This is a genomic window from Burkholderia pseudomultivorans (assembly GCF_902499075.1).
Classification (GTDB): Bacteria; Pseudomonadota; Gammaproteobacteria; order Burkholderiales; family Burkholderiaceae; genus Burkholderia; species Burkholderia pseudomultivorans.
Genome location: NZ_CABVPP010000005.1, coordinates 93,005 through 105,507, shown reverse-complemented (window position 1 = coordinate 105,507; position 12,503 = coordinate 93,005). Strand labels below are relative to the sequence as shown.

The 12,503-nt window shown below is 69.9% G+C and carries 11 protein-coding genes and 1 pseudogene; 6 read left to right on the top strand and 6 right to left on the bottom strand.

What is annotated here, in order from left to right; all coding sequences use genetic code 11:
- Positions 1-12: 12 nt before the first annotated feature.
- The 3 genes from BST28156_RS06140 to BST28156_RS06130 all read right to left on the bottom strand — a co-directional run bounded on the left by BST28156_RS06140 (position 13) and on the right by BST28156_RS06130 (position 4,173).
- Positions 13-942 (bottom strand): dihydrodipicolinate synthase family protein, encoded by a 930-nt coding sequence (locus BST28156_RS06140; RefSeq protein WP_174901711.1) that lies wholly within the window; start codon positions 940-942, stop codon positions 13-15.
- Between the two features lie 36 nt (positions 943-978).
- Positions 979-2,337, bottom strand: a complete 1,359-nt coding sequence (locus BST28156_RS06135; protein ID WP_174901710.1) for an MFS transporter — start codon at positions 2,335-2,337, stop codon at positions 979-981.
- An 84-nt stretch (positions 2,338-2,421) separates the two neighbouring features.
- Positions 2,422-4,173 (bottom strand): IlvD/Edd family dehydratase, encoded by a 1,752-nt coding sequence (locus tag BST28156_RS06130; protein WP_040130771.1) that lies wholly within the window; start codon positions 4,171-4,173, stop codon positions 2,422-2,424.
- Positions 4,174-4,287: 114 nt separating this feature from the next.
- Here BST28156_RS06130 and BST28156_RS06125 point away from each other — a divergent pair, with 114 nt between their 5' ends.
- A complete protein-coding gene (locus tag BST28156_RS06125) occupies positions 4,288-5,238 on the top strand; it encodes a LysR substrate-binding domain-containing protein (RefSeq protein ID WP_174901709.1) in 951 nt (316 codons plus the stop codon).
- A 10-nt stretch (positions 5,239-5,248) separates the two neighbouring features.
- Here the strand turns inward: BST28156_RS06125 and BST28156_RS06120 are convergent, their stop codons facing one another.
- On the bottom strand, positions 5,249-5,725 hold the full coding sequence (locus BST28156_RS06120; protein ID WP_174901708.1) for an OsmC family protein: 477 nt from the start codon (positions 5,723-5,725) through the stop codon (positions 5,249-5,251).
- Positions 5,726-5,819: 94 nt separating this feature from the next.
- Here BST28156_RS06120 and BST28156_RS06115 point away from each other — a divergent pair, with 94 nt between their 5' ends.
- On the top strand, positions 5,820-6,461 hold the full coding sequence (locus tag BST28156_RS06115) for a GntR family transcriptional regulator (RefSeq protein WP_174901707.1): 642 nt from the start codon (positions 5,820-5,822) through the stop codon (positions 6,459-6,461).
- A gap of 22 nt (positions 6,462-6,483) precedes the next feature.
- Here BST28156_RS06115 and BST28156_RS06110 read toward each other — a convergent pair.
- Positions 6,484-6,930 (bottom strand): annotated as a pseudogene (locus tag BST28156_RS06110) (DUF6306 domain-containing protein); the annotation flags it as partial.
- A 304-nt stretch (positions 6,931-7,234) separates the two neighbouring features.
- Positions 7,235-8,005 (bottom strand): transcriptional regulator GlcC, encoded by a 771-nt coding sequence (gene glcC / locus BST28156_RS06105; protein ID WP_060240376.1) that lies wholly within the window; start codon positions 8,003-8,005, stop codon positions 7,235-7,237.
- A 223-nt stretch (positions 8,006-8,228) separates the two neighbouring features.
- Between glcC and glcD the strand changes: the two genes are divergently transcribed.
- Genes glcD through BST28156_RS06085 form a run of 4 tightly spaced genes read left to right on the top strand, consistent with a single transcriptional unit; the run spans position 8,229 to position 12,477 of the window.
- Positions 8,229-9,728: a glycolate oxidase subunit GlcD gene (gene glcD, locus BST28156_RS06100; RefSeq protein WP_060240374.1), complete on the top strand. Its 1,500-nt coding sequence runs from the start codon at positions 8,229-8,231 to the stop codon at positions 9,726-9,728.
- Positions 9,728-10,804 (top strand): glycolate oxidase subunit GlcE, encoded by a 1,077-nt coding sequence (glcE, locus tag BST28156_RS06095; RefSeq protein ID WP_174901705.1) that lies wholly within the window; start codon positions 9,728-9,730, stop codon positions 10,802-10,804. Before glcD ends, glcE begins: the two co-directional genes overlap by 1 nt.
- A 25-nt stretch (positions 10,805-10,829) precedes the next feature.
- Positions 10,830-12,050, top strand: coding sequence for a glycolate oxidase subunit GlcF (glcF, locus tag BST28156_RS06090; RefSeq protein WP_174901704.1), 1,221 nt, complete (start codon positions 10,830-10,832; stop codon positions 12,048-12,050).
- 22 nt (positions 12,051-12,072) lie between these two features.
- A complete protein-coding gene (locus tag BST28156_RS06085) occupies positions 12,073-12,477 on the top strand; it encodes a GlcG/HbpS family heme-binding protein (RefSeq protein ID WP_174901761.1) in 405 nt (134 codons plus the stop codon).
- Positions 12,478-12,503 lie beyond the last annotated feature (26 nt).

Sequence of the window (12,503 nt, the reverse complement as noted above, 5' to 3'; positions counted from 1 at the left end):
TGGATTCGTTGCTCAGCGCGCCCAGCGCAGCACGAGCGGATCGAGCCGGCGCGCGATCGCGACCAGCTCCGCGCGCGTGTCCGGATGCAGCGCCGGCATCGGATGCCGCGGCGCCTCGCACGCGATCACGCCGCCTTCGCGCATCAGCGCCTTCGCGGTCAGGATCCCGGACTGCCGGTTCTCGTGGTTGATCAGCGGCAGCCACGCCTGATAGCGCGCGAACGCATCGTCGTGGCGCCCTTCGCGATACGCTTCGAGGATCGGCCGGATGCCGTCCGGATACGCACCGCCCGTCATCGCGCCGGTCGCGCCGGCGTGCAGGTCGGCGAGCAGCGTGATCGCTTCCTCGCCGTCCCACGGCCCTTCGATCGCGTCGCCGCCGAGCCGGATCAGTTCGCGCAGCTTGTTCGCGGCGCCCGGCGTCTCGATCTTGAAGTACGCGACCTGCTCGATCTCGCGCGCCAGCTGCGCGAGAAACGGCGCGGACAGCACGGTGCCGCTCGCGGGCGCGTCCTGGATCATGATCGGGATCGACAGCGCGTCCGACAGGCGCGCGTAGAACGCGTGGATCTGCGCTTCGGGCACGCGGAACGTCGCGCCGTGATACGGCGGCATCACCATCACCATCGCCGCGCCGAGCTGCTGGGCGCGCACGCTGCGCGCGATGCAGGTGTGCGTGCTGTAGTGCGACGTCGTGACGATCACCGGCACGCGGCCGGCGACGTGTTCGAGGATCGTGCGCGTCAGCAGGTCGCGTTCGTCGTCGGCAAGCGCGAACTGCTCGGAGAAGTTCGCGAGAATGCAGAGCCCGTCCGAGCCCGCGTCGATCATGAAGTCGGCCGCGCGCTGCTGGCTCGCGAGGTCGAGCTCGCCGGTCTCGGTGAAGGTCGTCGGCACGACCGGGAAAATGCCGCGGTAGCGCGGCGTACGGCTCGATGTCATGGTTCGGTTCTGCGTCGGTCGTAATGGGGCATGCGCTCAGGATTCGCGCGCGAGCGCGCCGTCGGTGGGCTGCGGCGCGCGCAGCGCCGCGCGGACCACGAACGTGATCAGCACGGCGAACAGCAGCGTCGCCGCGAGGAAATACAGGCCGGCCGCGAGACTGCCGGTCGCCTGCTTGATCAGGCCGATCCCGTACGGTCCGAGATAGCCGCCGAGATTCGCGAGCGAGTTGATCGCGGCGATCCCGACCGCGGCGCTCGCGCCGCTCAGGAATTCGCCGGGCAGCGCCCACACGACGGCCTGGATCGAATACAGCGAAAACGCGGTCAGGCAGATGAACAGGAACTGCAGCGCCGGCTGCCGCACCCATGCGCTCGCGGCCATCGTCAGCGCGGCGGCCGCCGACACGACGACGATGTGCAGATAGCGCTCGCGCGTACGGTCCGAGTGACGCGGCACGACCAGCAGCCCGATCACCGCGAACAAGTAGGGCACCGCGGACAGCAGGCCGGTCGCGGCGTCGCCGGCGCCGAACGCCTTGATGATCGTCGGCAGCCACAGCGACAGCCCGTAGATGCACAGCGGAAACGGCAGGAACAGCGCGGCGAGCAGCAGCACGCGCCGGTCGCGCAGCGCGGCGAGCGGATTGCGGTGCGTATCGGGACGGTAGGTATCGCGATCGGCGGCGAGCTGACGCGCGATCCAACGGCGCTGCGCATCGTTCAACCAGCGTGCGCGGTCGGGCGATTCCGGCAGCAGGCGCAGCGTCGGCCACACCAGCAGCACGGCCGGCAGGCCGCTCGCGACGAACAGCGTCTGCCAGTTCGACAGGCCGAACAGCCCGTGCGTCGACAGCAGCCATCCGGCGAGCGGCCCCGTGACGATGCCGGCCACCGGCTGCGCGAGCACGAGCAGCCCGATCACGCGCGCACGGTCGCGCATCGGGAACCACTGCGTGAGGAAATAGAGGATGCCCGGATAGAGGCCGGCCTCGGCCGCGCCGAGCAGGAAGCGCAGCACGTAGAAGCTCGTCGGCCCCTGCACGCAGGCCATCGCCATCGTGATCACGCCCCACGTCGCGAGGATCCGCGCGAACCACACGCGCGCGCCGAAGCGGCCGAGCGCGAGGTTGCTCGGCACCTCGCACAGGAAGTAGCCGATGAAGAACAGCCCCGCGCCGAGCCCGTACGCCGCGTCGCTCAGGCCGACGGCCGCGTTCATGTACAGCTTCGCGAAGCCGACGACCGTGCGGTCGACGTATGCGACCACGTAGATCAGCGCGAGAAACGGCACCAGCTTGCGCGTGAGCGTGCGCATCAGGTGCCGTTCGTCGACCGCGGCCGGCGACCCGGTCGGGGTCGCGGCCGATGCTGCGGACATGTTCTGCGTGATCATCCTGTCTCCATGAGGGGCTGCGCCGGCGTCGTCGCCGGTCTGCCCTGCTTCACCTGTGTTCACCGGCGCGCTGCCGCGCCCCGCTCAATGCGAATGACTCGGCACCTCCGCGCCGCGCGTGCCGACCAGGAAGTCGAGGTCGCAGCCCTCGTCGGCCTGCAGCACGTGATCGATGTACAGCCGCGCGTAGCCGCCCTTGCCGAGCTGACCCGCGACGCCGGGCGCGGCGGACGGATCGACGTCGGACAGCCGGCGTTGCAGTTCGTCATCCGGAATGTCGAGATGCAGCGTGCCGGCGTCGCAATCGAGCTCGATCCAGTCGCCGTTGCGGACCGCCGCCAGCGGGCCGCCGGCCGCCGCCTCCGGCGCGACGTGCAGCACGACCGTGCCGTACGCGGTGCCGCTCATCCGCGCATCCGAGATGCGCACCATGTCTTTCACGCCCTGCCGCAGCAGCTTCGGCGGCAGGCCCATGTTGCCGACCTCGGCCATGCCCGGATAACCGCGCGGCCCGCAGTTCTTCAGCACGAGGATCGAGCTTGCGTCGACGTCGAGCGATTCGTCGTTGATGGTGGCCTTGTAGTGATCGAAGTTCTCGAACACGACGGCGCGGCCGCGATGCTTGAGCAGCTCCGGGCTCGCCGCCGACGGCTTGAGCACCGCGCCGCGCGGCGCGAGATTGCCGCGCAGGATCCGGATCCCGCCGTCGGCGATCAGCGGCCGGTCGAGCGGACGGATCACTTCCTCGTCGTAGTTCGGCGCGTCGCGCACGTTGTCCCACAGCGACTTGCCGTTGACCGTCAGCGCGTCGGGATGCGGCAGCAACCCGGCTTCGCCGAGCCGGCGCAGCACGGCCGGCAGGCCGCCCGCGTAATAGAACTCCTCCATCAGGAAGCGCCCCGACGGCATCAGGTCGACGATCGTCGGCGTGTCGCGGCCGATGCGCATCCAGTCTTCCAGTTCGAGCGGCACGCCGATGCGCCCCGCGATCGCCTTCAGGTGGATCACCGCGTTGGTCGAGCCGCCGATCGCCGCGTTCGCGCGGATCGCGTTCTCGAACGCCGCGCGCGTCAGCACCTTCGACAGCACGAGCCCTTCCAGCGCCATCTCGACGATGCGGATGCCCGACATGTGCGCGAGCACGTAGCGGCGCGAATCGACGGCCGGAATCGCCGCGTTGTGCGGCAGCGCGACGCCGAGCGCCTCGGCCATGCAGGCCATCGTCGACGCGGTGCCCATCGTGTTGCAGGTGCCGGCCGAGCGCGACATCCCGGCTTCGGCCGACAGGAAGTGATGAACGTCGATCTCGCCGGCCTTCAGCGCTTCGTGCAGCTGCCAGACGGCGGTGCCCGAGCCGATGTTGCGGCCTTCGAGCTTGCCGTTCAGCATCGGCCCGCCCGACACGACGATCGCCGGCACGTCGCAGCTCGCGGCCCCCATCAGCAGCGCCGGGGTCGTCTTGTCGCAGCCGGCCAGCAGCACGACCGCGTCGATCGGATTGCCGCGAATCGCTTCCTCGACGTCCATCGACGCGAGGTTGCGCGTCAGCATCGCCGACGGCCGCAGGTTCGATTCGCCGTTCGAGAACACCGGGAACTCGACCGGAAAGCCCCCCGCCTCGAAGATCCCGCGCTTCACGTGCTCCGCGAGCTTGCGGAAATGCGCGTTGCACGGCGTCAGCTCGGACCATGTATTGCAGATGCCGACGATCGGCCGGCCGTCGAACTCGTGATCGGGAATGCCCTGGTTCTTCATCCAGCTCCGGTACATGAAGCCGTTCTTGTCGTTCGTACCGAACCATTGGGCGGAGCGCAGCCTGGGTTTTGTTGCCGACATCGTCAGTCCTGTAGAGGCAAGATACCGGCGCAGTCTAGGTAGAAATTTGATAACCTACCAATGACGTTTTCGCCGTTTCCGATATCCGTTTCTATATTGATATAAACCCGTACGATGCCCGAAGCCAGTCCGTGGGGAAGCCGCGCCCGCCTGAAAACGCGCCAGCTGCTGCTGGTCGTCGCACTTGCCGACGAAGGCAGCATCCATCGCGCGGCGGCCGCGCTGAACATGACGCAGCCGGCCGCGTCGAAGCTGCTGCGCGAGCTGGAGGAATCGATCGGCGCGGTGCTGTTCGAGCGCCTGCCGCGCGGGATGCGGCCGACGCTGTACGGCGACGCGCTGATCCGTCACGCGCGCGCCGCGCTCGGCAGCCTCGACCAGGCACGCGAGGAACTGGCCGCGCTGAAGTCCGGCCATCTCGGCCGCGTCGCGGTCGGCGCGATCACGTCGCCGGGCCTGCGGCTCGTGCCGCCGGCCGTCGCCGCCGTGAAGGGCTCGCACGCGGGCATCCACGTGTCCGTCGAGATCGACACGAGCAACGCGCTGCTCGAACACCTCGCGCAGGACAAGCTCGACATCGTGCTCGGCCGCCTGTCCGCCGAGCACGACAAGCTGCACCTGCGCTACGAGCCGCTGACGGGCGAGCCGGTCGCCGCGGTGGTGCGGCCCGGTCATCCGCTGCTCGCGCACGCGCCGCTCGCGCTCGCCGACGTGCAGCGCGCCGCATGGGTCGTGCCGCCGGCCGGCAGCGTGCTGCGCCATCGCTTCGAGCTCGTGTTCCAGCGCGCGAGCCTCGCGCCGCCGGCGAACGTCGTCGAGACGGCCGCGCTGCTGTTCATCACGCAGGTGCTCGAGCAGAGCGACATGATCGCGGTGCTCGCGGAGGACGTCGCGCTGTACTACGCGCGACACGGGATCGTCACGGTGCTGCCGCTGGAGATGGATTGCCGGATGGACGATTTCGGGATCATCACGCGCACCGACCGGCTGCACTCGCCGGCTGTGACCGTGATGGCCGACGCGATTCGCGCGTCGGCGCGCGAGGTGTACGACGCCGCACCGTGACGCGCCGCCGTCATGCCGCGGCAAACTCGATCGTCGGCTCGCAGCGGATCGGGAAGTTGACCGAGTTCGCGATATAGCACTGCTCGTGCGCCGCGTGATGCAGATGTTCCGCCACGGCGGGGTCGTCGCCGGCGCGAATCGTCACGCGCGGGCGCAGCACGATTTCGGTGAAGCGGCCCGGCGCGACGCGGTCGACCATCGTCCCTTCGGCCTCGTCGACGTAGCCCAGCACGCGGATGCCGGCATCCGCGCACAGGTGCAGATACCACAGCTTGTGGCACGCCGAGACCGACGCCAGCAGCAGGTCTTCGGGGTTCCAGCGCGACGCGTCGCCGAGGAACGCCGGATCCGACGAACCGGGAATGTCCGGCTTCGCGCCCGCGCGGATCACGTGGTCCCGCCCGTACGCGCGATAGCCGGACGTGCCGGTCCCGCGATTGCCCGTCCACTGCACTTCGACACGATATGTGTGCTCGCCATGCGCCATCTCGCTCTCCTTCGCGGTAGGAATCCACGGACGCCATTTTGGCACTGGATTGTCGTTTGGTATACCATTATTCCAAAGTGAGGAACGCATGAGCATGGAAGCCAGACTCGACTCCACGGCGGACACGGTGGCCGCATCGCTGCGGGAAATGATCATCAACGGCGAACTGCAGGCCGGCGAACGGCTCGTCGAACGCGACCTGGCCGAGCGCTTCGGGATCAGCCGGATTCCGATGCGCGAGGCGATCCAGCGGCTGGAACGCGAAGGATTGCTCGATATCTTCCGGAATCGCGGCGCGGTCGTACGGATGCTGAGCGCATCGGACGTGCGGGAAATCTACGACATGCGCGTGCTGCTCGAGGGCGACGCGATCTATCGGAGCGTGAAGCGGCTCGACGACGAGACGCTCGCGCGCGCCGAACTCGTCCACCGCCTGCTCGGCGACGCGAGCGCGCCGCACCGGCAGGGCGAGCTGAACCGAGAATTCCATGCGCTGCTGTATTCGTGCTGCGGCAACGCGCGTCAGTTGAAGGCGATCGGCGAATTGCGCAGCCAGGTCGAACGCTACGAACGGCTGCAAGCCACCTTGCTCGCCGATACGCCGTCATTCCAGGTCGAGCACGAGGCGATCCTGCAAGCGTGCCGGGCGCGCAACGCGCGCGCCGCGCGCGCGATGACCGTCGCGCATCTCGATTCGGCGCGGGAGATCGTGATGCGGCTCGTCGAAGGCAGCTGAAGCCTGCGGCTGCGTTCCGCCGCTACTCCGCCTCCGCCCCGCCCCCGCCGGCCTTGATCCGCAGCAGCACATCCACCGCCCCGACGTTCTTCTCATGCGACACGAGCATCTGCGTGAGCGCATGGTGCAGGTCGGGATCGTCGAGCGTCGGCAGCAACGCCTGCAACTTGCGCACGACCCACCGCTGCCCGCGATTCAGGAACGCCAGCCGTTCCGGCAGATCGTCGATCGCCATCGCCTTCTCGTAGAACGCGCCGGTGGCATGCGTCGGCGTCGCGTCGAGCGACCGGATCGCATCGACCAGCACCGCGCACCAGTGCGCTTCGTCCTGACGGATGCCGGCGACGAGCCGATGAAGTTCGGGGTCGCCGATCGTCGCCGCCGTCTCCGACGCGACACGCGCGCCGGCGCGCTCGGCCTCCAGCAGTTCGTTCAGCAACGCAAGCAGCGCGTCGCGCTGCGCATCGGCCTGCGCCGGACTGTCGTCCGTACGCGCGGCCGAGGTTGGATCGGGACGGGCAGCGTGCCCGTCGCCGGGATTCCGGTTCGACATGCAACGTCCTCCGTATCGGAAAGGTGGCGCGCCGGCTCGTGCGCTGCCGTTCCGCGAGACGCTGCTGCGCACGCGGTCGGCACGCACCACAGGCGGGCGGCGGCAGGCCACACGAGAAATGGACCCCAGTGTGACATAGCCATGTGACGACCGCTGTCAGACGACGTGACGGGCACGACGCGCATCAAGCCGGACTGCGCCTCGCTCGCCCGCCCGCTCGTCAGGTCCAGCCTTCGAGCCTCAACGTCGACCGCACCAGCCGCTGCTCCTCCTGCTCGATCTCCCTCAGATACTCGACGCACTGGCGGATATGCTCGCTCGCGGCCTTACGCGCCTGCTCGGGCAGCCGGCCCGTGACCGCGTTGTAGAGCCGCGCGTGCTGACGATCGATCTGCTTTTTCAGCGGCTCGCGGTGATAGAGGTTGTTGACCGACGCGAACACCGAACTGAGCAGCAGATCGGTCAGCGACTGCAGCGTATTGACGAGCACCGGGTTGTGCGACGCCTCGCAGATCGCCAGATGGAACGCATGGTCGAGCTTCGCGCGCGCGGCCGGATCGAGATCCTGCGCGTCGGCCGCGGTCATCTCCTCGTAGCGGCGCGCGATCAGGATGAAGTCGGCCGGCGTGCCGCGCAGCGCGGCGAGCCGCGCGGCCTCGGCCTCGAGCATCCCGCGCACCTCGAACAGGTCGTACAGCGTGCGCGGCTGCGAGCCGAGCAGATGCATCATCGGCGTGATTTCGCGCTGCGGAGTCAGGCTCGCGACGAACGAGCCCTTGCCGTGCGTCGTGTCGATGATCCCGCGCGCGCGCAGCAGTTTCATCCCTTCGCGCACGGCCGTGCGCGACACGCCGAGCTTCTCGGTCAACCGCCGCTCGGACGGCAGCGCCTGCCCGGCCTTCAGCACGCCGTCGACGATCAGCTTCTCGATCCGCTCGGCGACGACGTCGGCCACGTGCCGCGCCGGCCCGCTATTTTCCTGCATTTCCATACTGGTATGACCACTTCGGACGGACTGCGTCGATTTTCTCACAAACGCTTGTGCCGATTCGGTTTTACGGCAATTCACACAACCGTCCCAAGGCCCATCTGGAAAAACTGGTATGACCACTCGCGCAACGTCTGGACAGGCCCACGCGAGCCGCCAAGAATGCCGTCCATCCGGCGCGCCGCGCATTGCGCGGCCGCCTGCATGGTGGAGACGGAGACACACGATGAGTTTCACCTACGACGAACGGATCGACGGCCCGCTGGCGACCGTCGACCGCGCCACGCTCGTCGCCGCGCTGCACGCGGCGGCGCCCGGCCTCGACGTGCTGCACGATCGCGAGGCGCTGAAGCCGTTCGAATGCGACGGCCTCGCCGCGTACCGCACGGTGCCGCTCGCCGTCGTGCTGCCCGACACGGTCGAGCAGGTGCGCGCGGTGCTGCGCGTCGCGGCCGCGCACGGCGTGCCGGTGGTCGCGCGCGGCGCGGGCACCGGGCTGTCGGGCGGCGCGATGCCGCTCGAAAAAGGCCTTCTGCTCGTGATGTCGAAATTCAACCGGATTCTCGACATCGACCCCGACGCCGGCACCGCGCGCGTGCAGCCCGGCGTGCGCAACCTCGCGATCTCGCAGGCGGCCGCGCCGTACGGGCTCTACTACGCGCCGGACCCGTCGTCGCAGATCGCGTGTTCGATCGGCGGCAACGTCGCGGAAAACGCCGGCGGCGTGCATTGCCTGAAATACGGGCTGACGGTGCACAACATCCTGAAGGTCGAGATCCTGACGATCGACGGCGACATGCTGACGCTCGGCGCCGACGCACTCGACGCCCCAGGCTTCGACCTGCTCGCGCTGTTCACCGGCTCGGAAGGGATGCTCGGCATCGTCACCGAAGTGACCGTGAAGCTGCTGCCGAAGCCGCCGAGCGTGAAGGTGCTGATGGCGAGCTTCGACGATGTCGGCGCGGCCGGCGGCGCGGTCGCGCGGATCATCGGCGCGGGCGTGATTCCCGGCGGCCTCGAGATGATGGACAACCTCGCGATCCGCGCGGCCGAGGATTTCATCCACGCGGGCTATCCGGTCGATGCGCAGGCGATCCTGCTGTGCGAACTCGACGGCGCGGCGACCGACGTCGACGAAGACGCGGAACGCGTCGCCGCGCTGCTGCGCGAGGCCGGCGCGTCGGAGATCCGCGTCGCGCGCGACGAAGCCGAGCGCCAGCGCTTCTGGGCCGGCCGCAAGAACGCGTTCCCGGCGGTCGGCCGCATGTCGCCCGACTACTACTGCATGGACGGCACGATCCCGCGCCGCGAACTGCCGCGCGTGCTCGAAGGCATCGCCGCGCTGTCCGCCGAATACGGACTGCCGGTCGCGAACGTGTTCCACGCGGGCGACGGCAACATGCATCCGCTGATCCTGTTCGACGCGAACCGGCCCGGCGAGCTCGATCGCGCGGAAGCGCTCGGCGGCCGGATCCTCGAGCTGTGCGTCGCGGTCGGCGGCAGCATCACCGGCGAGCACGGCGTCGGCCGCGAGAAGATCAACCAGATGTGCGTGCAGTTCGACGCCGACGAGATCGCGTTCTTCCACGCGGTCAAGGCCGCGTTCGACCCGCAGCGCCTGCTCAATCCCGGCAAGAACATCCCGACGCTGCACCGCTGCGCCGAATTCGGCGCGATGCACGTCCATCACGGCAAGCTGCCGTTTCCCGAACTGGAGCGCTTCTGATGCGACGCGAATTCGAATCGATCGACGACAGCGCGGCGCTGATCGCACAGGTCGCCGCCGCGATCCACGATCGCCAGCCGCTGCAGATCCGCGGCGGCGGCACGAAGGCGGGTCTCGGCCGCGCCGCCGAACCCGCAGGCCGCGTGCTCGACACGCGCACGCATCGCGGCATCGTCGGCTACGACCCGACCGAGCTCGTCGTCACCGCGCGCGCGGGCACGCCGCTCGTCGAGCTGGAAGCCGCGCTCGACGCGGCCGGTCAGATGCTGCCGTGCGAGCCGCCGTCGTTCGGCGGCGCGGCGACAGTCGGTGGGATGTTCGCGGCCGCGCTGTCGGGCCCGCGCCGTCCGTGGGCCGGCGCGGTGCGCGACTTCGTGCTCGGCTGCCGCGTGATCACCGGCGACGCAAAGCACCTGCGCTTCGGCGGCGAGGTGATGAAGAACGTCGCCGGCTACGACGTGTCGCGGCTGCTCGCCGGCAGCTTCGGCTGCCTCGGCGTGGTGACCGAGGTCTCGCTGAAGGTGCTGCCGAAGCCGCGCGCGACCTGCGATCTCGCGCTGGCGCTGGACGCGAGCGACGCCGTGCAGCGCGTCGCCGCGTGGCGCCGCGCGGGCCTGCCGCTCGCGGGCGCGTGCCATGTCGACCGCGTATTGCGCGTGCGCGTCGAGGGCGGCACGGGCTCGGTGCGGGCCGCGCGCGACACGATCGGCGGCGAGCGCGCGGACGACGACGCGTTCTGGTCGCGGCTGCGCGACCTCGCGCTGCCGTTCTTCGACGATCCGCGCCCGCTGTGGCGCGTGTCGGTGCCGGCCGCCGCGCCGCTCGACACGCTGCCGGGCGCGCAACTGGTCGACTGGGGCGGCGCGCAGCGCTGGCTGAAGACCGACGCCGCGCCGGCCGACGTGCAGCGGTTCGCCGCGCAGGCGGGCGGTCACGCGACCTGCTTCACCCGCGGCGTGACGGACGCGCCGTTCCAGCCGCTGCCGCCTGCGCTGCTGCGCGTGCACCGGCAGCTCAAGGCGCAGCTCGACCCGCACGCGATCTTCAATCCCGGGCGCCTGTACGCCGAATTCTGACGCCGAACGCCGAAGCGAACCGACGATGCAAACCAATCTCAGCGAAGCAAGCAAGGCCCTCGCCCGGGCCGACGAAGCGGAAGCGATCCTGCGCGCGTGCGTGCACTGCGGCTTCTGCAATGCGACCTGCCCGACCTACCAGGTGCTCGGCAACGAACTCGACGGGCCGCGCGGCCGCATCTACCTGATCAAGCAGATGCTCGAAGGCGAGGCGTGCGGCGAACGCACGCAGCAGCATCTCGACCGCTGCCTCACGTGCCGCAACTGCGAAACGACCTGCCCGTCCGGCGTGCGCTACCACACGCTGCTCGACATCGGCCGCGCGGAAGCCGAGAAACGCGCGCGGCGACCCGCGCGCGAGCGGCTGCTGCGCGCGGGGCTGCGCCATGTGGTGCCGCGCCCGGCGACCTTCGCCGCGCTGCTGAAGGCCGGCCGCGCGCTGCGCCCGCTGCTGCCCGGCACGCTGCAGGACAAGATCCCGGCCGCCGTGCCCGCGCCGGCACCGCGCCCGGCCCCGCGTCACGCACGACGCGTGCTGATGCTCGAAGGCTGCGTGCAGCCGGCGCTGTCGCCGAACACCAACGCGGCCGCCGCACGCGTGCTCGACCGGCTCGGCATCAGCGTGACGCCGGCGCGCGAGGCCGGCTGCTGCGGCGCGACCGAATATCACCTGAACGCACAGGATGCGGGCCTCGACCGCGCACGCCGCAACATCGACGCATGGTGGCCCGCGATCGAGGCCGGCGCGGAAGCGATCGTGCTGACGGCCAGCGGCTGCGGTGCCTTCGTCAAGGAATACGGCGACCTGCTGCGGTCCGACCCCGCGTATGCGGACAAGGCGCGCCGCGTCGGCGCGCTCGCGCGCGACCTCGCGGAAGTGATCGCGGCCGAACCGCTCGATGCGCTGGCCGCGCAGGCGCCGCGCCGCATCGCGGTGCACTGCCCGTGCACGCTGCAGCATGCGCAGCGCCTCGGCGGCACGGTCGAGCAGATCCTGACGCGGCTCGGCTTCGACCTGACGCCGGTTGCCGACGGCCACCTGTGCTGCGGCTCGGCCGGCACCTATTCGCTGACGCAGCCCGAACTCGCGACGAAGCTGCGCGACAACCGGCTCGACGCGCTCGAAGCCGCGCGGCCGGACCTGATTGTCACGGCCAACGTCGGCTGCCAGACTCACCTGAACGGCGCGGGCCGCACGCCCGTGCGCCACTGGATCGAGCTGGTCGACGACCGGCTCGTCGACTGACCGCGGATTGCGGAGGAACATGATGCAGACGAAACCCGAACTCGAACTCGCCGATGCCGAGCGCATGCTCGCCGCCGCCCGCGCGGAAGCCGACCGCCACGGCTGGCGCGTGTCGATCGCGATCGTCGACGACGGCGGCCACCTGCTCGCGTTCGCGCGCCTCGACGGCGCGTCGCCCGCGAGCGCGAGCATCGCGCAGGACAAGGCGCGCGCGGCGGCGCTCGGCCGTCGCGAGACGAAAGCCTATGAGGATATGATCAACGGTGGCCGCACCGCGTTTCTCAGCGCGCCGCTGACGGGCTTGCTCGAAGGCGGCGTGCCGGTCACGGTCGGCGGCCGGATTGCGGGCGCAATCGGCGTGTCTGGCGTAAAGTCCGAACAGGATGCGCAGATCGCCCGCGCCGGCACACAAAGCGTCGCGGCCTGATCCGCGCGCGCATTCTTATTCCCCGG

Coding starts and splice junctions, on each gene's coding strand:
- BST28156_RS06140 (WP_174901711.1), bottom strand. CDS start 942: ATGACATCGAGCCGTACGCCGCGCTACCGCGGCATTTTCCCGGTCGTG.
- BST28156_RS06135 (WP_174901710.1), bottom strand. CDS start 2,337: ATGATCACGCAGAACATGTCCGCAGCATCGGCCGCGACCCCGACCGGG.
- BST28156_RS06130 (WP_040130771.1), bottom strand. CDS start 4,173: ATGTCGGCAACAAAACCCAGGCTGCGCTCCGCCCAATGGTTCGGTACG.
- BST28156_RS06125 (WP_174901709.1), top strand. CDS start 4,288: ATGCCCGAAGCCAGTCCGTGGGGAAGCCGCGCCCGCCTGAAAACGCGC.
- BST28156_RS06120 (WP_174901708.1), bottom strand. CDS start 5,725: ATGGCGCATGGCGAGCACACATATCGTGTCGAAGTGCAGTGGACGGGC.
- BST28156_RS06115 (WP_174901707.1), top strand. CDS start 5,820: ATGGAAGCCAGACTCGACTCCACGGCGGACACGGTGGCCGCATCGCTG.
- glcC (WP_060240376.1), bottom strand. CDS start 8,005: ATGGAAATGCAGGAAAATAGCGGGCCGGCGCGGCACGTGGCCGACGTC.
- glcD (WP_060240374.1), top strand. CDS start 8,229: ATGAGTTTCACCTACGACGAACGGATCGACGGCCCGCTGGCGACCGTC.
- glcE (WP_174901705.1), top strand. CDS start 9,728: ATGCGACGCGAATTCGAATCGATCGACGACAGCGCGGCGCTGATCGCA.
- glcF (WP_174901704.1), top strand. CDS start 10,830: ATGCAAACCAATCTCAGCGAAGCAAGCAAGGCCCTCGCCCGGGCCGAC.
- BST28156_RS06085 (WP_174901761.1), top strand. CDS start 12,073: ATGCAGACGAAACCCGAACTCGAACTCGCCGATGCCGAGCGCATGCTC.